The sequence below is a fragment of the Winogradskyella sp. genome (genome assembly GCF_965656915.1).
Lineage (GTDB): Bacteria > Bacteroidota > Bacteroidia > Flavobacteriales > Flavobacteriaceae > Winogradskyella.
This window is the reverse complement of the sequence record NZ_CBFHMI010000002.1, coordinates 37,343-60,695: the sequence shown is the minus strand read 5'-3', so window position 1 is coordinate 60,695 and position 23,353 is coordinate 37,343. Positions and strand designations below refer to the sequence as shown.

Here is a 23,353-nt window from a genome sequence, read left to right as displayed (position 1 = left end):
AAAAATAAAAAATTATGAGTGTACAAACTTGGACATGGATATTAGTTGGCGTAACATTCGCACTATATTTCGGAATAGCAATTTGGGCCAGAGCGGGCTCAACAAAAGAATTTTATGTTGCTGGCGGTGGAGTCTCACCTTTAGCAAATGGTATGGCAACTGCCGCAGATTGGATGAGTGCAGCGTCATTTATTTCAATGGCTGGTCTTATCTCCTTTATGGGTTATGATGGTTCAGTATTCTTAATGGGCTGGACAGGTGGCTATGTGCTACTAGCTTTACTATTAGCGCCATATTTAAGGAAATTTGGAAAATTTACAGTGCCTGATTTTATTGGTGACAGATATTACTCTAACACAGCAAGAACTGTAGCAGTTATATGTGCATTGATTGTATCATTTACATATGTAGCTGGACAAATGAGAGGTGTAGGAATAGTATTCTCTCAATTCTTACAGGTAGATATTACACTAGGTGTGATTATCGGTATGACTGTTGTTTTAATATTTGCCTTTTTAGGTGGAATGAAAGGCATTACCTATACACAAGTGGCACAATATTGTGTATTAATCTTCGCCTTTATGGTTCCTGCTTTTTTCATTTCTATTCAGATGACAGGGAATATAATCCCACAGATAGGTATGGGCGGAACCGTTGAAGACGGTACATTTTTACTCGATAAATTGGACGCATTACATACGCAATTAGGTTTTAACGAATATACGGATGGTAGTAAGTCAACATGGGATGTCTTCGCTATTACTTTAGCATTAATGGTTGGTACAGCAGGATTACCTCACGTAATTGTGAGATTCTTTACAGTACCAAAAGTAAAAGATGCCCGTAAATCTGCTGGTTATGCATTATTACTGATTGCTATATTATATACAACGGCACCAGCAATTGCGGTTTTTGCAAGAACTAATTTAATCGAAACGGTTAGTAATACTGAATATAAAGAAATTCCGCAATGGTTCAAGAATTGGGAGGATACAGGATTAATTGCCTGGTCTGATAAAAATGGTGATGGAAAAATTCAATATGTAGCAGGAAGTGCTATCGAGGGTAAAAAGCCAGTATATACTGATGTTCGAGGCGAATATGGCGAGCGCACCATTTCAAACCCTAATGCTGAAGCTAACGAACTTTATGTAGATAGAGATATTATGGTATTAGCTAATCCGGAAATTGCAAATCTACCAAATTGGGTTATAGCTTTAGTAGCAGCTGGTGGTATAGCTGCAGCATTATCAACGGCTGCAGGATTATTACTGGTTATTTCTACATCAATATCACACGATTTAATTAAGAAACAATTAAAACCAAATATTTCTGATAAAGGTGAGTTAATGTGGGCTAGAGGAGCAATCGTTGTTGCAATTATAATTGCAGGATTATTCGGTATTTATCCACCAGGATTTGTCGCCGCGGTCGTCGCACTAGCCTTCGGTTTAGCAGCTGCATCATTTTTTCCAGCAATTATTCTCGGAATTTTTGATAAACGAATGAATCGCCAAGGTGCGGTTGCAGGAATGATAGTCGGTATAACTTTAATGCTATTTTATATGATTCGTTACAAAACGGGACTTATTGGTGTTATGGATCCTAGACCAGCAAGTGAATGGTGGTTTGGAACATCGCCCGAAGGCTTTGGTACAGTAGCTATGCTTGTTAATGTGGTTGTTTCAGTTGTTGTCTCTCGTATGACACCACCACCACCACAACATGTTCAGGAAATAGTAGAAAACATCAGAATTCCTTCAGGAGCTGGTGAAGCACAAAGTCATTAATTGACAAGTTTTATTAGTCAGTAAAAACAGTGTTGCATTTACAACACTGTTTTTTGTATTTTAGTTACCCATGAAAAAAAGACACGAGCAAAAATTAATTATTCTTTCAATTACAGCTCTAGTTGTATTAAATCTACCATTCTTATTGATTTTTAATCATGATGGTCACATATTTGGAGTTCCAATATTTTACGTTTCAATTTTTTTAATTTGGTTGATTGTTGTACTAGTGTCTTATATCGTTTTAAAGCGTCATTATGAGTAATTACGTTTTATTTATAATCATAGTAACGTATCTCGCAACTTTATTCTTCATTGCCTACCTAGCAGAGAAGAATTCCAAGAGCAAATGGGTAAATAACTCTGTAGTTTATACTTTGTCTCTAGCGGTATATTGTACTGCATGGACTTACTATGGGAGTATCGGTATTGCAGCTAACTCTGGTGTCAACTTTTTACCGATATATTTAGGTCCTGTGATTGCTGCGCCGCTATGGATCGTTTTATTGAGGAAAATTGTAAGAATTTCTAAACAGCATAAGATAAGTTCTATCGCAGATTTTATTTCATTGCGTTATGGTAATCATAGGTTTTTAGGAGCATTAGTAACCATTGTTTGTCTCATGGCAATTGTGCCATACATTTCATTGCAACTTAAGGCAGTATCAGAAACGTTTCAGATCCTATCGGACGAAACGAGTTATGTGTCAACCTCTGTTTATGATGATTCAACATTTTATATAGCCTTATTGTTAGCGGTCTTTGCAACGTTTTTTGGTACCCAAACTACAGATGCTTCCGAAAAGCATAAAGGCATTGTAGTGTCAGTGGCTTTTGAGTCTATTTTAAAACTGCTTTTCTTTTTGTTTGTTGGTATATACGTAACCTATGTTTTATTTGATGGTACTTCAGATATTTACTCCAAAATGTCTAACGCTGATAATTTTGAGACCTTAACTACAATCAATGGTTTTGAAGGTGGCTTTAATTGGTTATACACCATAATGTTGTCTTTTATGGCAATATTCTTATTGCCAAGACAGTTTCAGGTTTCTGTTGTTGAGAATGTTAGAGAGAAGCATTTAAAGAATGCAATTTGGATGTTTCCGTTATACCTCCTTCTATTTAATGTTTTTGTCATTTTTATTGCTTGGGCTGGTAATTTAACGATTGGAAACACTGAGCAAGCAGAATACTATGCCTTATTATTGCCTTTGCAAAATGGCAACACATTTCTTTCTGTGTTGGTTTTTTTAGGCGGATTCTCTGCGGTAATATCAATGGTTGTTGTAGCTACTTTGGCATTGTCTACTATGGTGAGCAATAACTTAATTATTCCATATGGTTTTTTAGATTATTTTATTAAGAGTCATCCAGAGCGTAATGCCAAATACATTAAAAATATAAGGCGTATTTCCATTTTCTCTATCATCATTATTGCTTACGCATTTTATGTTAATTTTTCTTTCGAATTGTCTTTGTATTCCATAGGTTTAATGGCTTTTGTTATTATAGCTCAATTAGCACCATCTTTTTTTATTGGGCTGTTTTGGAATAGAGGTTCGTCCATTGCAACTATAATCGGAATAGTCGCAGGTATTGCGGTGGTTTTTTACACGCTGATTTTACCTTTTTCGCTACATGCCTTAAATGGGTCGGATGATTTGGTGCAATATGGACTAGCTGGTATAGCGTTTTTAAAACCTCATGCATTATTCGGAATAGATTTTTTAAGTCCACCAGCTCACGCTTTTTTCTGGAGCATGCTGGTAAATCTGTTTTGTTACATGACGTTTTCGGTTGTAAAAAAGGGCAATTACAGAGAGCGAAACTATGCTGAAATGTATGTGGACAGTAAAAATTATTCAGATTTGCAAGATGGAGCTTTGGTTTGGAAAGGTGAAGCTTATGTTGCAGACATCAAAAAAGTGTTGGTTAAGTTTTTAGGTGATGCTAGAACCGAGCGTGCATTAAAGCTGTTTTTTAGGAAATACGATTTACCCCTAGATACACAAATGGCCGATGCGCGATTAATTAACTTTTCAGAAAAATTACTGACCGGAAGTATAGGAAGTGCTTCTGCTAAGATATTGATTTCAAGTGTAGTGAAAGAGGATGAGGTAAGTTTGGTAGAGGTTCTAAAAATACTTGAAGAGTCTAAAGAAACCATAGCCAGAAATAAATTACTCAGAGAAAAATCAAATGAGCTTACCAAACTTACCAATCAGCTTAAAGATGCTAACGAAGAGCTGATTGAAAAAGATAAGCAAAAGGATGAATTTCTGGATACAGTCGCCCACGAATTAAAAACACCAATTACAGGTATTAGAGCTACAACAGAATTGTTAATGGATGATGATGACGATATGCCAACAGAAATAAAAACACAATTTCTAAAGAATATGCTTCAAGATAGTGATAGGCTTTCTAGGTTGATTCACAATATCTTAGATTTTGAAAAATTATCAAAAGGGCGTACACAGTTAAACATCAAGAAATATAATATTAGAACCACAATTCAAAAAACCATTGACAGTTTAAAGCAGATAGCTGATAAAAAGCAGGTAGAAATTGTAAGCTCAAATAAGAGCGACCTCAATGCGGAATACGATGAAGATCGTATTGTTCAGGTTCTAACAAATTTAGTATCTAATGCCATTAAATTTTGTGATGTTAAAAAAGGTAAAATTGTAGTAGATTATAAATTTGATTTAGGATATTTGGAGGTGAGTATAAAGGATAATGGTAAAGGTGTTCCAAAACAAGATTTGCCCTTTATCTTTGATAAATTTTATCAATCAAAAAATCAAAATATCCAAAAACCAGAAGGCAGTGGTTTAGGTTTGGCAATATGCAAACAGATTGTAGAAAACCACAATGGGAAAATCTGGGTGAAAAACAACGAAAAAAGTGGAGCAACCTTTGGTTTTAAGCTACCTTTTAAGTAAATTGTCAATGTGTTTGAATAATGAAGAAAATTGTAATCGTCGATGACGAACCAAATATAGTAATGACATTAGAGTACACTTTTAAAAAACACGATTTTGAGGTGTATATTGCAAGAGATGGAAGTGAAGCTTTGGAAATTTTACAAAGTGTAATTCCAGATGTTATAATGCTAGATGTTATGATGCCGAAAGTAGATGGTTATCAAACACTTAAAATGATCAAAGAAAACAATCAGTTAAAAAATACTAAAGTGGTATTTTTGACTGCAAAAAATAAAGCTTCAGATATTGAAAAAGGCTTAAAACTTGGAGCGGATAAATATTTAACAAAGCCCTTTTCAGTGAAAAAAATAGTTTCAGAAATTAATGAGCTTTTAGCTTAAATTTCACTTTATTAAACCTTGGTTTTGTGTGCAAAAGAAAACTAAGTTTAATTAAAGTAAAAATAAAATGAAACGTCTACGCATTAATGCTTTAACGTCTGATATCATAATCAGTATTTACGTTATAGTAACCTTATATTTCCGTTTTAAATTAGAAGGTGAAACAGCGACAGGACCTTTTGAATCGCTCATAATGGGTCTGTGCTTTGTTGTAATTATATGGGCTTTAATAAAATTGAAAGTATTAAATCCTAATTGGTTTGGTTTGTTTAATTCTAAAAAAGCTAAGCCATGACCTATCAAGATATATATCAAAAAAGTATAAACTATCCCGAAGACTTCTGGAAAAAGCAAGCAGAGGAATTAGAGTGGTTTCAAGCACCATTAAAAATACTTGGAGTTGACCAATACGATTATCCACAATGGTTTCAAGATGGAAAATTGAATTTAAGCTATTTGTGTATAGATAAGCACATAAATGATGGCTATGGAGAACAAAATGCCATCATTTACGATTCGCCAGTCACCAATAGAAAACAACATATCACATTTAATGAGTTGTACAATGAAGTTTCTAAACTTTCTGGTGGATTAAAAGCACTAGGATTGCAAAAAGGTGATACTTGTGTCGTATATATGCCAATGATTCCTCAGGCTTTATATGCTATGTTGGCTTGTGCTCGATTAGGTGTTATCCATTCGGTCGTTTTTGGTGGTTTTGCACCTCACGAATTGGCTATTAGAATCGATGATTGTAAACCTAAGGCCATTATTACAGCTTCGAATGGTATAGAAATAAAACGTATAATTCCCTATAAACCTTTTGTAGATGAAGCCATAGCTTTGGCATCTCACAAACCAGATCATGTTGTTGTTTTTAATAGGCAATTAGGGGTTGAGATTCCACATCACCAAAGAGATGTAGACTACACTGAATTAGTTTCAAAATCACAAGCAATAGAACCAGTAGAGTTAGAATCTAACCATCCATCATACATCCTATACACATCGGGTACAACAGGAAAGCCAAAAGGAATCATTCGAGATACAGGTGGTTATGCCGCGGCGTTAAAGTTCTCTATGAAACACATATATGGAGTTGATGAAGGAGATGTATACTGGGCGGCAAGTGATGTTGGTTGGGTAGTTGGTCATAGCTACATTGTTTATGCGCCATTGCTTAATAGAAACACGACAGTTTTATTTGAGGGTAAACCTATAAAAACACCAGATGCCTCTACCTTTTGGCGTGTTATAAGTGAGCATAAGGTCAAAGTTATGTTTACGGCACCTACTGCAATAAGAGCTATAAAAAAGGAAGATCCTAACGGGGAATTTATTAAGAAATACGATATGAGTTCTCTTAAATATCAATTTTTAGCTGGTGAGCGGTGTGATGTGGCAACATTGCGTTGGACAGAACAGCATTTAAACGTGCCTGTAATTGATCATTGGTGGCAGACTGAAAGTGGTTGGCCAATGTTGGCAAATATGGCAGGTGTAGAGTTGATGGATGTAAAGCCAGGCTCAGCGTCGTTGCCAGTTTGTGGCTATGATATACAAATATTAAATGAAGAAGGAAAAGAAGTATCAGCTGGAGTTGAAGGTTATGTAGCTGTAAAGCTTCCGTTACCGCCAGGTTGTTTATTGAATCTTTGGGGAAATCCAGAACGGTTTAAAAACGGTTATCTAAATAAATTTCCAGGCTATTATTTTTCTGGAGATGGTGGCTATAAAGATGAAGATGGCTATGTTTTTATTACAGGTCGTGTAGATGATATTATAAATGTTGCTGGTCATCGCTTATCTACCGCAGAGATGGAAGAAATTGTAGCGTCTCATAAATCGGTTGCTGAATGTGCCGTTTTTGGTGTGCATTGCAACATTAAAGGACAAAAACCATTAGGGCTTATTGTCTTAAAATCTGGGGAACAAGGCGAAGAGTCTCTAATTTCAAAAGAAATAATTCAGGAGGTGCGTCACGAAATTGGTGCCGTAGCAGCATTTAAAGATGTCTTGGTGGTAAAGCGTTTACCAAAAACACGTTCGGGTAAAATTCTTCGTAAATTGTTGAGAAATATTTCGGACAACTTAGAGTACAATGTACCATCAACTATAGATGACATTGCGATAATTTCAGAAATAGAATCTGTTTATAAAAAAAATCAAATAGGAATACACAAAAATATAATCAATCATGAGTAATTATCATATCAAACACTTTGAAGAATACTTTCAAGTTTACAGAAAATCAGTAAGGAATCCAGAATCGTTTTGGGAAGAAATTGCAGAAGAGCATTTTGTTTGGAAAAAGAAGTGGGATAATGTTTTGAGTTGGGACTTTCAAAAACCAGAGATAAAATGGTTTGAAGGCGCTCAGCTTAACATTACCGAGAATTGTATTGACAGACATTTGCATACAAGAGGAGATAAAACCGCAATTTTATTTGAACCCAACGATCCAAAAGAGCCAGCTGAGCATATTACCTACAAGCAACTGCACGAGCGTGTTTGTAAGTTCGCTAACGTGTTACTGGAAAAAGGAATTAAAAAAGGGGATCGTGTTTGTATCTACTTGCCAATGATACCAGAATTAGCTATTTCTGTCTTAGCGTGTGCACGGATTGGGGCAGTACATTCTGTTGTTTTTGCTGGTTTTTCTGCAACAGCATTATCTACTCGTATAAATGATTGTGATGCAAAAATGGTATTAACATCAGATGGGTCTTACAGAGGTTCAAAAACTATAGATTTAAAAGGTATCGTAGATGAAGCTTTAGAAGATTGTCCAGGCGTAGAATCTGTTTTGGTGGCTAAGCGCATCAATTCAGAAATAAACATGAAGGAAGGTCGCGATGAGTGGCTACAGCCTTTGCTAGATGACGCTTACAATGATTTAACAGCTACGGTTATGGATGCTGAAGACCCGTTATTTATATTGTATACTTCAGGTTCTACAGGTATGCCAAAAGGGATGTTGCATACCACTGGAGGCTATATGGTATATTCGGCTTATACGTTCAAAAATGTATTTCAATACAGAGAAGATGACGTCTATTGGTGTACGGCAGATATTGGTTGGATTACTGGTCATAGCTACATTGTTTACGGACCGTTGTGTAATGGTGCAACGACAGTGATGTTTGAAGGTGTGCCAAGTTATCCTGATTTTGGACGTTTTTGGGAGATTGTAGAAAAACATAAAGTCAACCAATTCTATACTGCACCAACAGCAATTAGAGCATTAGCAAAACACGGTACCGAACTCGTCGATAAATACGATTTATCATCTCTTAAAGTTCTAGGTTCGGTAGGTGAGCCAATTAACGAAGAAGCTTGGCATTGGTATAACGATAATGTTGGGAAGAAGAAAAGTCCAATTGTAGATACCTGGTGGCAAACAGAAACAGGTGGTATTATGATTACACCAATTCCATTTTCAACACCGACTAAACCTACCTACGCAACATTGCCGTTTATTGGTATTCAACCTGCTTTAATGGATGAAAATGGAAATGAAATACATGGAAATCAGGTTGATGGTAGATTGTGTATAAAGTTCCCTTGGCCATCTATGGCTAGAACTATTTGGGGGAATCATCAACGCTATAAGGATACTTATTTTTCAGCTTTCGAAAACATGTACTTTACAGGTGATGGTGCGCTTAGAGATGAAGTAGGCTATTATAGAATTACAGGTAGAGTAGATGATGTTATTATTGTTTCTGGCCATAACTTAGGAACAGCGCCTATAGAAGATGCTATTAATGAACATAATGCCGTTGCAGAATCTGCAATAGTTGGTTTTCCGCACGATGTTAAGGGTAGTGCTCTTTATGGCTATATTACGCTTAAAGACACAGGAGAAACTCGAGATCATGATAATGTTAGAAAAGAGATTAATCAACTTATCACAGATCGAATAGGTCCTATTGCTAAATTAGATAAGATTCAGTTTACCTCTGGGTTACCAAAAACGCGTTCGGGTAAAATTATGAGACGTATATTAAGAAAAATAGCGTCGAATGAAACTAAAAACCTTGGTGATACAAGTACATTGTTAAATCCAGAGGTTGTACAGGAGATTATGGACAATGTGATATAGGATATAAAGTCCAAATAAAATGTAATAGCTAGGTACGAAGTAGTCTTAAAAATTAAAAAGATTGCTTCGTTCTATATCCTCGCAATGGCATTAACTTTCATATATTCGTCCAAAATTAAAAGCTATGCTCAAAGCTGTTTTGTTCGATATGGATGGTGTCATTGTAGATACTGAGCCATTACATCGTAAAGCTTATTTTAGGATGTTCTCAGAGGTAGATATACAAGTTAATGAAGAGTTATATACTTCATTTACAGGACAATCCACATTAAATATTTGTAGACGTATTGTAGACTTTTTTGAGCTAAAACATGATGCCGAGCACTTAGTTCGATTAAAACGCAAGCATTTCAAACATTTATTTGAGCATGATAAAGATTTAACGCTCATTGATGGTGTTTACGACCGAATCTTAGACTACTATAATAATGGATTGACTTTGGTTGTGGCTTCTTCGGCATCAATGCCAAATATTAATAGAATATTTGAACGCTTTGAATTAAATCCGTTTTTTCAAGGTAAATTTAGTGGAGCAGATTTAAAACAATCAAAGCCTCATCCTGAAATATTTATAAAGGCTGCAGCGCATACAGATTATTCAAAATCGGAGTGTATGGTTATAGAGGACTCTACAAATGGCATTAAAGCGGCGCATTCTGCAGGAATATATTGTATAGCATTTAAAAGTCCGCACTCATCAGGACAGGACTATTCTAAGGCTGATATGGTGATTTCTAATTTTAAAGAGATTAGTTTCAGTAAAATCTCTGAAGTGTTTTAAGTAGATTTAAAGCAAGCCTCTTCTATTTACAGGTCGTAATAAGTCTTTTAACTTTAAACCTTGGCTTTGATTAAGTTTTGAAACAATTTTCAAAAATAAAAGTGCTGTAATATAAGCATCTCCAGATGCAGTATGCCTATCGTGTAATGGTATTTTAAAGCGTTCTGAAAGTTCATCTAAACTATAATGGAGTTTAGAGGTATCAAGCTTAGTCTTTTGAAATAAATGTCCAGTGTCTAAGACTTTATTTTTTAAACGTGGTAATCCCATCCGCTTTAAAGAAGCGTTAATCATTGCAATATCAAAAGCGGCGTGATGGGCAACAAGCACTGCATTTTTCACATAGTCTAAGAATTTAATAATTGCTACTTTCTCTTCTAATTTGGTTAATTTTCCTTCTTTTAAGAGACCGTGAATTTTAACTGTATCAGAATTAAACTGTTCTTGTTTTAAATAGTATTCTAAATAGTCAGAAACCTTTACTTTTAAATCATTTATAGCAACACAGCCAATAGATAAAATACAGTCTGTTTTTGTATCTAGACCAGTAGTTTCTGTATCAAAAACAACAAAACGGACTTTATTTAAATCGTGTTCTTGTCTGTCTTTAAAGTGAGATACGTAGTCTTGCCAGAATTGTGGATATATTTTGCACGTAAACCAGTTCATCTTACATTAATTGTGATAATTTGAAACGCGTTTTAATTAACTCTTGTATCGATTTAACAGCTTTAAAACTACGTTTTAGTTTTAGTCGGTTCCCTTTGTTTAAAGTTTCTAAATCTATAAATCGACCTGAATCCTTATTGGTTAAGCCTTGTTCTGTTCTAAATCTTAATAAATCTTTGTAGGATTCTATGCAGAATTGATAAGTCTCTTTGTTTTGAGGTTCTAATTCTACTAGTTTTTCAAAGCGCTCAATGGTGTTATTAACCGACTTAATGTTGTGTGATAGGATTAGAAGTCTTGCTGTATCTTCCAAAGGCATCATTGCACGTGCTTTAATATCAAACTGATCTTTGTGTTCGCCATCGTCTTCTACTAAAAATTGTCGAAAAAAGCTTAATGGTGGTGGATTTTGCAGTGCATTTCTACCTAAATAGTTTAAGAATATATCGTGTGCTTCTATGCTTTTAAATATACTATCAGATAATTGATTAACTAATGTCATGTCTCCATAAACACGCTCATAATCAAAAAATATAGTACATAGCATTAGATTATCCTGATCTGGTGTTGTAATCCAACGACTAAATTGTTGCGACCATTCTGATACTGACAAACACCATTTAGGATTACTACTCATCATATCAGCAGGACAGAGCTCAAAGCCTACAAGAGCTAAATCTGCATTTATTTTTTTTGCAAATTCTATAAAATATGTTTTAGTAGCTTCATAATTCTCTTTTGATACATCCTCAAAAACCAAGGCGTTGTCTTGATCTGTCAATAGTAATTGTTCTTGCCTGCCTTGACTACCTATGGCTAACCAGGCAAATTTCACTGGTGGCTTGTCAGTAGTTTCCTTAAGCGAAAAATCAATGATTCTTTGAGTAATTGCATCATTAATTGCAGAGATGAGTCGTGATACAAAATCTATTGGAATTTCTTGTTCTATATAGCGTTCTAATAATTGTTCTGTTCGCTGTCTAATATTCTTGAGTTGTTCTACAGTGGTACTACGCTTTACTTCTTTGATTAAAGCTGAGGCATTATTTTCTCTTAATACAATGATATCATGCTCTGATAAAATACCTGTTAATTCTGTATTAGGTGTACCATCTTTTGTAATACATAAATGGGTGATTCTATGTTTAAGCATGGCAATTTGTGCTTCAGCTACTGTAATGTTTTCTGGAAACGTTTTTACTGGACACGACATAATTGCTGTAACAGCTTCAGAAATTGGGACTTTACCTGTTGCTATTTTAATTCTTAAATCTTTATCGGTAATAATGCCAATGGGTTTGCACTTTTCTACCACGACAACGGAGCCCACATGTTTGCTACTCATTAATAGAGCTGCATCTTTAACAGTTGTAGAAGAAGAGCAGGTGACAGGGTTTTTAGAATAATCCGCAGATTGTAAGTCTGAAATGTTTTGCTGATCGACAACAATAGTAGTATCACCTGAATCTTGCTCAGTTCTGGTGTTAGAAATAAACGAGTGCATTAAAAATTTACTGGCTAAAGGATTTGTTGTAATATATTCCTCAAGAAGCTTAGATGAAATACTATAAACTATTGTTTCTTCGATTGCTTTTGCCTGTAAAATATAGTTCCCTTTTCTTAAAAGAGCTCTTAGTCCGAAAACATCACCTTCATCACATTCATCTACTAAGGTACTGTCATTCCTATATAAGCCTATAGCACCATCCTTTACAACGTAGAAATGATTTTCGATGGTTTCACCAACATCAAATACAGAAGTATTCTTTTCTAAATAAATAACATCTACTGCAGCGGAAACAGCTAACAATTGGTCTCTGGTGAGTAAGTTGAAAGGTGGAAATCCTTTTAAGAAGTCATATATACGTTCTGCAATAGTATTCATTACAGCAATTTAGCCAAAAAACAAACGGATTCACATGACAAAATTCATATTTCTTGCTAAATTGATATAGTTAAACAATTTAAATCAATAAAAATTTTAAAATAATGGTACAGATGACTTATCCTTCAAAGTCAAAATCGCCATCATTACCATTATTCCCACGACGACTTCCATCACGCTTATTGAGTTTTTGGTTAAAACGATAGATTAGAGAAAGATTTATCTGACGTTGCCTCCATTGACTTTCTCTATAGCGTTCAAAAAAATCTGTTGTTGTCGTTGACTGACGACGTCTAGAATTAAGTAAGTCTCTAACATTTAGTGATACTGTTAAATTATTATCAAATAATTCCTTACTAAAAGCAAGATCTATAGATAATAATCCTTGCGTGTCTGACTGTGCATCTTGTCTTGCACCTCTATATCTTGCATTTGTTTGCCAATCGATTTTTCCAGGTAAGGTAATTTTAGAACTAAAACGCGCAAACCAACTTGTGTTTTTTGCACTGTAATCTACGTTGTTAAATTCACCATCAGTTTCAAATTGAAAGAAATTAAAACTAGAATTAAGGCGTAACCATTTGTTTGGGTTGTACAATACACCGAGTTCAGCACCTGTACGTTTATTAGTAGAAAGGTTAATAGGAATTGTTCTTATGATATCAATACCATCGGTAGTTTGTTGACCTGTATTTTCTTGAACTCGCTCAAAGGAATTAGTTTCAACTTGATAATATACCGAAGATGTTAAGGTCAGCGTTTTCCATCGTTTTAGGTAACCAACATCAAAGGCATTTGAGAAAGCTGGTTGTAAATTAGGATTTCCCTGAAAAATATTTGTTCGACTAGAACGCGTTGGAAAAGGATTAATAAACCAACCTCTAGGTCTGTTTATTCTTCTATTATAGCCTAGAGTAACGCTTTCTTCATTGTCTGAATCTGAACCATTTAGATTGAAAATAAGGTTTAATGTTGGAAACAACCCTAAGTAATTATTATCAAAATTTGTTCGTATTGGAAAACCGAATGCCTCTATTAACTCGTCTTCTGTAAACCTTGAATCAATATCACCTTTTAATTGTGTATGCTCTAATCTTAGACCTAATAAAAATGAAAACTTCCCAAATTTAGAACCATATTGGCTATATAGTGCGTTTACATTTTCGTCATAGTCAAAAATATTGGTGATTGTATCGTTTACAACTAAATCCCCAGTTTCAATATTTTCCTGTTCTAATCTGTAATTTGTAATTTCATTTTCCAGATTGCTTCTAAATCCTACTTCAAAACGCGAGTCCTTACCAAGCGGTAAAACATAATCAGCCTGAATTAAATATTCTTTTTGATCTTCTACAGTTAACTCTTGTTCTATTTGAAATGGTTCAGGATCTGTTTGATCCGTAATGATGTAGTTTTCATTTAAAAAGGTAAAGCCATCTTCGGAATCTTCTTCATATTGAAAATCGGCCGTTAATTTATGATCAGAATCATCACCAAATCTATTTACATAATTTATGGCTATTTGATAGCTGTTATCCTGTTCAGTATCTCTTTCGCGCCTTAATGTTTCTTCAACGATAGCACCATTGTTGAAACGTTCACTTTTGTTTATAGCCAAATCTGCATCACTTCCAAATCTATCAAACAGACTTCCAGTAATAGATGATTTTTCACTTAAGAAGTATTCCATACCTATATTGGCATTATAATTTCTGTTTAATCGCTCTACGTCTTCATCTTCACGGATTCTGCGATATTCGGGTACTACCGTTTCACCATCTATAAGTCGATCAAAATAAGTGACATCTGTAAAACTATTTCTTGGTGCATCAAAATATCTCCAACTTAAGTTAGAAAATAGATTGTATTTTTCCGTTCTGTAATTTAAACTGGCATTTAAACCTATATTATCTGGATTTCCTATTGTGAAATTAAAAGACCCATTAAAACCCAGTGTTTCTTTTTGACGTAAAATAATATTTAAGATACCAGCAGTACCTTCTGCATCGTATCTCGCAGAAGGTGAAGTTATAACTTCGACACGTTCTATGGCTTCTGCAGGTAATTGACTTAAGACGTTAGTATCGCCAAATCCGGCAAGAGCAGAAGGTCTACCATTAATTAAGATTCTTACATTACCATTACCTCGAAGACTGATAGCACCATCAATATCTACCGCAACTGATGGTACATTGTTTAGCGCATCACTCACAGTTCCGCCTGCTGTTGTAAGATCTTTACCAATATTATAAACTTTTTTGTCGAGTTTTATCTCAACGGTAGTGGTTTCTGAAACTACGGTAACTTCATCTAATGTATTCACATCTAAATCAAGCGCTACAGTTCCTAAATCTATATCTTGGTCTATTGTTTTATTAAGATATTCTTTAGTCTTGTAAGAAATATATTCTACAGAAATATCATATGTGCCTACGGGAACATCAATATTAAACTTACCATTACTATCCGTAATTCCACCAGTAACGATTGTATTGTCTGGTTTAGATTTAAAGGTTATAGTAGCATATTCTAAAGGTATATTAGAGTCTTTTTCTATGACCGTACCCTGAACTTTTACTTCTTTTTGAGCAAAAGTTTGTGTAATAGTGCTACATAGCAGAAATAAAATAAAGATAAAGGATCTCATGACAAGTGTGCTGCTGTAAAATTGGTTGTTCAAAATTAACTTTACCTGTTCATAAAGTGCTTAATTTTGTGTTAAAGCTAGATAGTAATTAGCTATATGTAAATAGGTGCTTACTATTTATCCTTTTGTTCAGAATCGTATTCATTATCATCATCGTCTTTGCTCTAACCTCTTTTTTTCTTCTTTTTACGTTTCTTTTTCTTCTTTTCTTTTAGAAACTCTTTTTCATCAAAACCACCTCTTATCATGTCTTTGATTTTTTTCATATCACCTTCAGAAATTAATTCTTCAAGTTCTACAAAGTGGGTGTCTTCAAGATTTTTAACAGCAGCTTCTCTGTCTATTCTATGTTCAAATTTTGTTTTTAATATAGCCAACTTAGCTTCATAAAAACTATCTAAATGTTGCTTAATGATTACTTTCTGAAATTCATCAGCTTCAAGCGTAGACATAAAATTTGTAATAAATTCTTCTCTACGCTCTTTCATCAGTCTATCGCGCTTTTCAATTTGTTGCTTGGTAGGTTCACTATTAGTTCTAATAGGTTGCGTTAAATCTCTTCGCCTTTGTCCATGGATATTTAGCCCTATAAATAATGCAAAAAATAGTATAACAAGATTTTTCATTTTATAAAATATTTAATATCGATTCTGGTGGTCTGCCGACTACCGCTTTTGTATTGTTCACAACTATTGGTCTTTCGATGAGTTTTGGGTTATTTATCATAGCCTTAATTATTTGTTCATCAGAAAGTTCTTTACCTTTATAATCTGATTTCCAGATGGTTTCATTTTTACGTAGCAAATCTATAGGATTAATACCTAAATATGAAATGATTTATTTTAACTGACTCTTGGTGAGTGTATCATCTAAATATTTTACAACAGTGAACTCTTTACCAGAGTTCTCTAAAATTGCTAATCCTTGTCTGGATTTTGAACATCTTGGATTATGGTAAATTGTTATCATGATTCTTTATTATCAATTATTGTGCCGTATCTTTTTGTCCCATCATCATAAGGTACGCCTTTAAAAAATGTTCTATATCTCCATCCATAACGGCATCTACATTTCCAGTCTCATGACCTGACCTTACATCTTTTACTAATTTATAAGGATGCATTACATAGTTTCTTATCTGACTTCCCCATTCAATTTTCATTTTGCTAGCTTCAATATCATCGCGCTTTGCCATTTGCTTTTGCAATTCAATTTCATATAATTGAGATTTTAGCATTTGAAGTGCTCTCGCACGATTATCATGCTGAGAACGTGTCTCTGAACATTGAATTTGAATACCTGATGGTTTATGTAAAAGCTGTACCTTAGTTTCTACTTTATTTACGTTTTGGCCTCCAGCTCCACTAGATCTTGCCGTAGTTATTTCTAAGTCAGAAGGATTAATATCAATTTCTATAGAATCATCAGCTAATGGATAAACATAAACTGATGCAAAACTTGTATGGCGCTTAGCATTACTATCGAAGGGCGAAATTCGTACCAATCTATGCACACCATTTTCACCCTTAAGCCATCCGAAAGCAAAATCTCCTTCTATTTCTAGTGTCACAGTTTTAATGCCTGCTACATCACCTTCCTGATGGTTTAATTCTTTGACTTTATAGCCGCTTTTTTCGGCATACATGAGGTACATGCGCATTAGCATACTAGCCCAATCACAGCTTTCTGTTCCACCAGCACCAGCAGTAATTTGTAATACCGCACTTAAACTATCACCTTCTTCCGAGAGCATATTTTTAAACTCTAGTTTCTCTATGGCATTAACAGCTTTATCATATCGTGCTTCTACATTTGCCATAGGAGCTTCGTCTTCTTTATAGAATTCGTAAATTACTTCTAGATCTTCAAATAACGTTTTGGCTGCGTTGTAATCATTAACCCAACTTTTCTTTTCTCTAATAGACTTCATTACAAGCTCAGCAGCTTTGGAGTCATTCCAAAAATTAGGGTCAAAGGTTTTTTCTTCTTCATTAGAGATTTCTATGCGCTTAGCATCTAAGTCAAAGATACTGTCTAAGTGTTTCTAGACGGGAATTTAGATCTTTTATTTGATCTGATGTTATCATATACTGAAGTAATTTCTGCAAATATAACACGCCATATTAAAGTGCCATAATTTTGAATTGGTTTTTTAGAAATTCCGTAGTTTTATGATTCAAAAATTTGTTCATGAAAAAAACACTCATATTCCTTAGTTTTTTATGTCTTGTATCTCAAATACAAGCTCAAATATTAGATAAAAAAGATTTAAAAACATACGAAGGCTATTTTGACTTTTATTATGAAGAAAGTTCGGATAAGATATATTTAAAAGTTGAAAAGCTAAATGAGCAATTTCTTTATGTGAATTCACTTACCTCTGGCGTTGGAAGCAATGATATTGGCTTAGATCGAGGTCAGTTAGGAAGTGAGCGCGTTGTTTACTTTAAAAAAGCTGGTAATAAGTTATTATTGATTCAACCAAATCTGAATTATAGAGCCATAACAGATAACGAGCTAGAACGTAAAAGTGTAGAACAGGCATTTGCCAAATCAGTATTATTTGGTTTTAAAATTTTGAAAGAAAATAAAGGTGAATTCGTCATTGATTTTACTGCATTTTTAATGGAAGATGTACATGGTGTTGCGAACCGATTAAAGCAAAGAAAAGAGGGTGCATACAAAATTGATAAGTCAAAAAGTGCTTTGTCATTAGAACGAACAAAAGCATTTCCAAACAACGTTGAATTTGAAGCAATGCTCACTTTTAAAGGGCAACCAACAGGAAGAAACTTGCGAAGCGTTACACCTACATCATCTTTAGTAACTGTTGTACAGCACCATTCCTTCGTGAAATTACCAGATGATAAATACGAACCTCGAGTTTTTGATCCGCGTAGTGGAGCAATTTCGATGTCATATATGGATTATGCAGCACCAATACAAGAGGGTATGAATAAGCGATTTATAATAAGACACCGCTTAGAAAAAAAGAATCCTGAGCAAGTAATAAGTGAGGCTGTTGAGCCTATACTGTACTATTTAGACCCTGGTACACCAGAGCCAGTTCGATCTGCATTATTAGAAGGTGCAGGTTGGTGGAATGAAGGATATGAATCTATTGGCTTTAAAGATGCATTTCAAGTTAAAATGTTACCGGAAGATGCAGACCCGTTGGATTGTAGATATAATGTCATTCAATGGGTACACAGAAGTACAAGAGGGTGGAGTTATGGCGCTAGTGTTGTAGACCCTAGAACGGGTGAAATAATTAAAGGTCATGTAAGTTTAGGAAGTTTACGTATACGACAAGACTTTATGATAGCACAAGCCTTAATGAATAAGCCTTTTGCAGAACGAGACAATAATTATCAACCAATGTTAGAAATGGCATTAGCAAGAATTAGACAATTAAGCGCGCATGAAGTTGGACATACTTTAGGCTTTGCTCACAACTTTGCCGCAAGTACCAATAACAGAGCTTCCGTAATGGATTATCCGCATCCTAAACTAACTCTAAAAAATGGTGAGATAGATTTTAGTGAAGCTTATGATACAGGAATTGGTGTATGGGACAAAGTTACTGTAGCCTATAGTTATTCTGATTTTGATGATAACACAGATGAAAAAAAGGCTTTAAATACTATTCTCAAAGATGCTCAAGTTAATGGCTTACGTTTTATTTCTGACACTGATGCTCGAGCGACAGGAGGAGCACATGCTTTAGCACATTTGTGGGATAATGGAAAAACGGCATTTGATGAATTAAAATCTGTTTTAGAGTTACGACAACAAGCCATAGAAAACTTTTCAGTAGATAACATTAAAAGCTATGAGCCATATTCTGTATTAGAGGATGTCTTTGTACCGTTATACTTCTATCATCGCTACCAAACAGAAGCCACTTCTAAAATTATAGGTGGTTTAGATTACAATTACGCGGTAAAAAACGATGGTCAATTCACAACAAAATCTATAGATGTAAATGTTCAAAAAGAAGCCTTAAATATACTTTTGAGAACAATACACCCTCAAACTTTAGCTATTCCGAAGGACAAATTAGATTTATTCCCGCCACGAGCTTATCGTTACAATAGAACACGCGAATCCTTTAAAGGGATAACAGGTGTGGCATTCGACCCATTAAGTGCCGCAAATACAGCGAGTGATATGACATTGAAATATTTGTTGCATCCACAACGTGCTAATAGATTGATATTGCAAAAAAGTATAGACGAGAATCAATTGAGTCTTCAAGATGTTATTGATTCACTTTTAGATGAATCATTTAATAAAACACACTCAGACTCTTATTTTACTGAAATACAACATCAGATTAATGTGAATGTGCTGAAGTATATGATGAATTTGGCTGTGAGTGATCAATCATATTTTCAAACTAAGGCAATCGCTAACAAAACTATTTTTGATATTTCTAAAAGGAGTTTGAATATGGATGCTTATAGTATGCAATATGGAATAATGATTAAAGAGTTTTATGAGCACCCAGAAAAATTTAAAATAGAAGCTTCGCCTAAGATACCAGATGGTTCACCTATTGGAAGTGATATTTGTAATTATAACCTAAATTAAAAAATGATAATAGATTTAAGAAGTGATACTGTAACCAAGCCAACTAAAGGCATGTTAGAAGCTATGATGTCTGCAGAAGTTGGAGATGACGTATATAAAGAAGATCCATCTGTAAATGAATTAGAGAGACGATTAGCTGATATGTTTGGAATGGATAATGCCTTGTTTTTTCCCACGGGTAGTATGGCAAATCAAGCTGCATTGAAGCTACATACTAATCCAGGAGAACAGGTTATATGTGATAAATATGCGCATATCTACAATTACGAAGGTGGTGGTGCATCTTTTAATAGTGGTATTTCCTGCAAATTAATAGATGGCAATAGAGGTATGTTTACTGCAGATCAAGTTAAGGCTTCAATAAATCCGCCAGATTTTTATCATAGTCCGTTAACATCATTAATAGCAGTAGAAAACACAACTAATAAAGGAGGTGGAGCTTGTTGGGATTTCGAAGAATTAAGACGTATTAGAGAAGTAGCTAATGAACATCAATTAGGATATCATTTAGATGGAGCCAGATTATGGAATGCCTTAGCTTTCAGAAATGAAAAGCCTAAACAATATGGTGAATTATTTGATACGATTTCGGTGTGTTTGAGTAAAGGATTAGGTTGCCCTATGGGTTCTGTTCTAATAGGCAATAAAGACCTTATGAAAGGTGCGATACGAATAAGAAAGATTTTAGGTGGTGGAATGCGGCAAGTTGGTTTTGCAGCAGCGGGAGGACTATATGCATTAGATAATCACTTAGACCGTCTTCACGACGACCATAAAAAGGCTCTTGATTTAGGCAAAGCCTTATCACAGCATTCTTCAATTAAAAAAGTAGAACCAATAGAAACGAATATTATAATTTTTGAATTAAAACCTCATGTTGATGAGACACAATTTTTAAATGGCCTTAAAGAGCATAATATTCAAATTATAGGTATGGGAAGTAACAAGTTAAGAATGGTAACTCATTTAGATTATAGTGATGCTATACACCAAGGTGTATTAAATATTTTAAAGTCCCTGTGAATAAAGATTAAAAATTGCCCATTCCAGGTATATTTGGCATCCCTTCTTTGGCTACTGCTGCAATTTCTGTCTCATGGACATTGGTAGCGTTGTTAATAGCTTTATTTAATGTGAGTATTAAATAATCCTCAAGCATTTCTTTATCGCTTAGTAAGTCGTCATCAATTTCAATTTTCTTTATTTCTCTGTTAGCTGTAATAGTCACTTTTAGTTTATTATCACTACTAGATTCGTCAATTAATACAGTATTTAGACGTTCTTTAGTCACTTCTACTTTCTTTTGGGCTTCTTTTAATTTATTCATCATTCCCATCATATCTCCAAACATAATATCATCGTTTAAATTATTACGGTGTAAAATTACTAAATTGCTCCTCGTTTTAAATTAAATTTTTCTTAAAACAAAAGATGAACAAAACAAGGGTAAAGCCTCCAGTAGCAAAAAAAAATCCACATGAACTGGAAATGCACGGAGACGTGCGAATCGACGATTATTTTTGGATGAAAGATAGAGAACATCCAGAAGTCATTAAATACTTGGATGATGAAAATAAGTATTGTGATGCTAAGATGGCTCATACAGAAGATTTTCAAAAGGATTTATTTGAAGAAATGAAGGCTAGAATAAAAGAAGATGATTCTTCGGTGCCTTACAAATACAATGGCTATTGGTATATAACTAAATTTGAAAAAGGGAAAGATTACCCTATTTACACCAGAAAAAAAGAGTCCTTAGACAATCCTGAAGAGTTACTTTTTGATTGTAATCAAATGGCCAAAGGGGAAAATTATTTTAAGTTGGTTGGGCTTAGTATTAGTCCTGATAACAAACAAGTTTCTTTCGGTTTAGATACTACAGGGAGACGACAATATACCATTCAGATTAAAAATCTTGAAACCAATGAAATATTAAAAGACAGAATTGAAAACACAACAGGATCATCTAGTTGGGCCAATGATAACAAGACCTTGTTCTATACAAAAAAAGATGCAGTCACCCTTAGAGCTTATCAGATTTATAAACATATATTAGGGCAATCTGAAGATAAATTAATTTTTGAAGAAGGTGACGAAACCTTTGGAGCTACAGTCTACAAATCAAAATCCAGAAAATATATCATAATAGCATGTTATAGTACACTGACTAATGAGTATCATATTATAGATGCTGATAAGCCAGATGGTAAATTCAAGCTTTTTCAGCAGAGAATTCGAGGCTTAGAATATAGTATTTCACACTATAATGATAAATTCTACATACTTACAAATAAAGATAAAGCCACAAATTTTAAACTAATGTCTACACCAGAAGTCAATACTCAAATTGATTATTGGGAAGATGTCATTCCGCATCGTAAGAATGTCTTAATAGAAAACATAGATATATTTAAGGAGTACTTAGTTGTAAGTGAACGTTCTAATGGTTTAAATCAAATAAGAATTAAACGATGGGACGAAACTCAAGATTACTATTTACCGTTTGATAACGAAACATACACTTGTTTTACTACAACAAATATTGATTTTGATACGAAACTATTACGATATGGTTATAACGCATTAACAACTCCATCGTCAATAATAGAGTTTGACATGCGAAATAAAATAAAAAGAGTCCTTAAAGAACAAGAGGTTTTAGGTGGAAAGTTTAAAAAAGAAAATTATACATCTGAACGTATTTGGGCTACTGCAGAAGATGGTACAAAAATTCCGATGTCAGTTGTATCTAAAAAAGGTTTAGAGAAGAATGGTAAAAATCCATTGCTGCTTTATGCTTATGGAAGCTATGGCTCAACAGTAGATCCCTATTTTTCAACAATAAGATTGAGCCTCTTAGATCGCGGATTTATATTTGTTATCGCTCATGTTAGAGGTGGTGAATATCTTGGTCGTACTTGGTATGAGAATGGAAAACTATTGAATAAGAAAAATACATTCAGTGATTTTGTCTCTTGTTCTATACATTTAATAAAAGAACGCTACACATCCTCAAAGCATTTATACGCAATGGGTGGGAGTGCTGGTGGATTATTAATGGGAGCAATTATCAATGAAGCACCAGAGTTGTATAATGGAATAATAGCAGCCGTGCCTTTTGTAGATGTAGTTTCAACCATGTTAGACGATTCAATACCACTAACTACTGGCGAGTATGATGAATGGGGAAACCCAAATGATATTTTGTATTATAATTACATGAAATCATATTCACCTTATGATAATGTAGAAGCCAAAGCCTATCCAAATATGTTAGTAACATCTGGATTACATGATTCACAAGTACAATATTGGGAGCCCACAAAATGGGTTGCAAAATTGAGAGATTTAAAAACAGATTCTAATAAGCTCTTTTTAAAAACAAATATGGATGCAGGACATGGTGGTGCATCAGGTCGATTTGAAAGCTTAAAGGAAGATGCCATGGAATATGTGTTTCTATTAGACTTAGAGGGGATTTCCGAGTAAGTAAAAAAAAAATGTTACTTTTGCAGGGTTTTAGGTGTCAAATAGATAAATTGGTTACCGAAA

The 23,353-nt window shown here is 34.3% G+C and carries 16 protein-coding genes and 1 pseudogene; 10 read left to right on the top strand and 7 right to left on the bottom strand.

Annotation, left to right across the window (positions count from 1 at the left end):
• Window positions 1-14: 14 nt before the first annotated feature.
• The 7 genes from ACTG3Y_RS01445 to ACTG3Y_RS01415 all read left to right on the top strand — a co-directional run bounded on the left by ACTG3Y_RS01445 (window position 15) and on the right by ACTG3Y_RS01415 (window position 10,007).
• Window positions 15-1,790, top strand: a complete 1,776-nt coding sequence (locus ACTG3Y_RS01445) for a sodium:solute symporter family protein (RefSeq protein ID WP_439151146.1) — start codon at window positions 15-17, stop codon at window positions 1,788-1,790.
• A gap of 257 nt (window positions 1,791-2,047) precedes the next feature.
• The gene (locus ACTG3Y_RS01440; RefSeq protein WP_439151145.1) at window positions 2,048-4,738 is read left to right on the top strand and encodes an ATP-binding protein; all 2,691 of its coding nucleotides are present in this window, start codon (window positions 2,048-2,050) and stop codon (window positions 4,736-4,738) included.
• 20 nt (window positions 4,739-4,758) lie between these two features.
• Window positions 4,759-5,121, top strand: coding sequence for a response regulator transcription factor (locus tag ACTG3Y_RS01435; protein WP_439151144.1), 363 nt, complete (start codon window positions 4,759-4,761; stop codon window positions 5,119-5,121).
• 67 nt (window positions 5,122-5,188) lie between these two features.
• On the top strand, window positions 5,189-5,416 hold the full coding sequence (locus ACTG3Y_RS01430) for a hypothetical protein (RefSeq protein WP_439151143.1): 228 nt from the start codon (window positions 5,189-5,191) through the stop codon (window positions 5,414-5,416).
• Window positions 5,413-7,326, top strand: a complete 1,914-nt coding sequence (locus tag ACTG3Y_RS01425; RefSeq protein WP_439151142.1) for an acetate--CoA ligase — start codon at window positions 5,413-5,415, stop codon at window positions 7,324-7,326. Before ACTG3Y_RS01430 ends, ACTG3Y_RS01425 begins: the two co-directional genes overlap by 4 nt.
• Complete coding sequence (gene acs / locus ACTG3Y_RS01420) at window positions 7,319-9,226, top strand: acetate--CoA ligase (protein ID WP_439151141.1); 1,908 nt, start codon at window positions 7,319-7,321, stop codon at window positions 9,224-9,226. Before ACTG3Y_RS01425 ends, acs begins: the two co-directional genes overlap by 8 nt.
• Before the next feature lie 124 nt (window positions 9,227-9,350).
• Window positions 9,351-10,007, top strand: coding sequence for an HAD family hydrolase (locus tag ACTG3Y_RS01415; RefSeq protein WP_439151140.1), 657 nt, complete (start codon window positions 9,351-9,353; stop codon window positions 10,005-10,007).
• Window positions 10,008-10,013: 6 nt separating this feature from the next.
• On the opposite strand, the gene ACTG3Y_RS01410 is transcribed toward ACTG3Y_RS01415, so the two are convergent.
• From ACTG3Y_RS01410 to prfB, 6 genes and pseudogenes are all read right to left on the bottom strand, one after another.
• Window positions 10,014-10,676, bottom strand: a complete 663-nt coding sequence (locus ACTG3Y_RS01410; RefSeq protein WP_439151139.1) for a 3'-5' exonuclease — start codon at window positions 10,674-10,676, stop codon at window positions 10,014-10,016.
• Window position 10,677: 1 nt separating this feature from the next.
• Window positions 10,678-12,561, bottom strand: coding sequence for a DUF294 nucleotidyltransferase-like domain-containing protein (locus tag ACTG3Y_RS01405; RefSeq protein WP_439151138.1), 1,884 nt, complete (start codon window positions 12,559-12,561; stop codon window positions 10,678-10,680).
• A gap of 118 nt (window positions 12,562-12,679) precedes the next feature.
• On the bottom strand, window positions 12,680-15,208 hold the full coding sequence (locus tag ACTG3Y_RS01400; protein ID WP_439151137.1) for a TonB-dependent receptor domain-containing protein: 2,529 nt from the start codon (window positions 15,206-15,208) through the stop codon (window positions 12,680-12,682).
• Between the two features lie 164 nt (window positions 15,209-15,372).
• Entirely contained in the window at window positions 15,373-15,834 is a 462-nt protein-coding gene (locus tag ACTG3Y_RS01395; protein ID WP_439151136.1) for a hypothetical protein, read from the bottom strand.
• A 1-nt stretch (window position 15,835) separates the two neighbouring features.
• Window positions 15,836-16,177 (bottom strand): annotated as a pseudogene (gene arsC / locus ACTG3Y_RS01390) (arsenate reductase (glutaredoxin)).
• Between the two features lie 16 nt (window positions 16,178-16,193).
• Window positions 16,194-17,295 (bottom strand): peptide chain release factor 2 gene (prfB, locus tag ACTG3Y_RS01385; RefSeq protein WP_439151135.1). Its coding sequence is split into 2 segments (ribosomal slippage): window positions 16,194-17,231 and window positions 17,233-17,295, totalling 1,101 coding nucleotides; the frame shifts between segments, so codons are not numbered across the junction.
• 103 nt (window positions 17,296-17,398) lie between these two features.
• Here prfB and ACTG3Y_RS01380 point away from each other — a divergent pair.
• Window positions 17,399-19,801 (top strand): zinc-dependent metalloprotease, encoded by a 2,403-nt coding sequence (locus tag ACTG3Y_RS01380; RefSeq protein ID WP_439151134.1) that lies wholly within the window; start codon window positions 17,399-17,401, stop codon window positions 19,799-19,801.
• Between the two features lie 3 nt (window positions 19,802-19,804).
• The gene (locus tag ACTG3Y_RS01375) at window positions 19,805-20,824 is read left to right on the top strand and encodes a threonine aldolase family protein (protein ID WP_439151133.1); all 1,020 of its coding nucleotides are present in this window, start codon (window positions 19,805-19,807) and stop codon (window positions 20,822-20,824) included.
• Between the two features lie 7 nt (window positions 20,825-20,831).
• On the opposite strand, the gene ACTG3Y_RS01370 is transcribed toward ACTG3Y_RS01375, so the two are convergent.
• A complete protein-coding gene (locus ACTG3Y_RS01370; RefSeq protein WP_439151132.1) occupies window positions 20,832-21,152 on the bottom strand; it encodes a YbaB/EbfC family nucleoid-associated protein in 321 nt (106 codons plus the stop codon).
• Between the two features lie 80 nt (window positions 21,153-21,232).
• On the opposite strand from ACTG3Y_RS01370, the gene ACTG3Y_RS01365 reads away from it, so the two are divergent.
• On the top strand, window positions 21,233-23,290 hold the full coding sequence (locus tag ACTG3Y_RS01365; protein ID WP_439151131.1) for a S9 family peptidase: 2,058 nt from the start codon (window positions 21,233-21,235) through the stop codon (window positions 23,288-23,290).
• Window positions 23,291-23,353 lie beyond the last annotated feature (63 nt).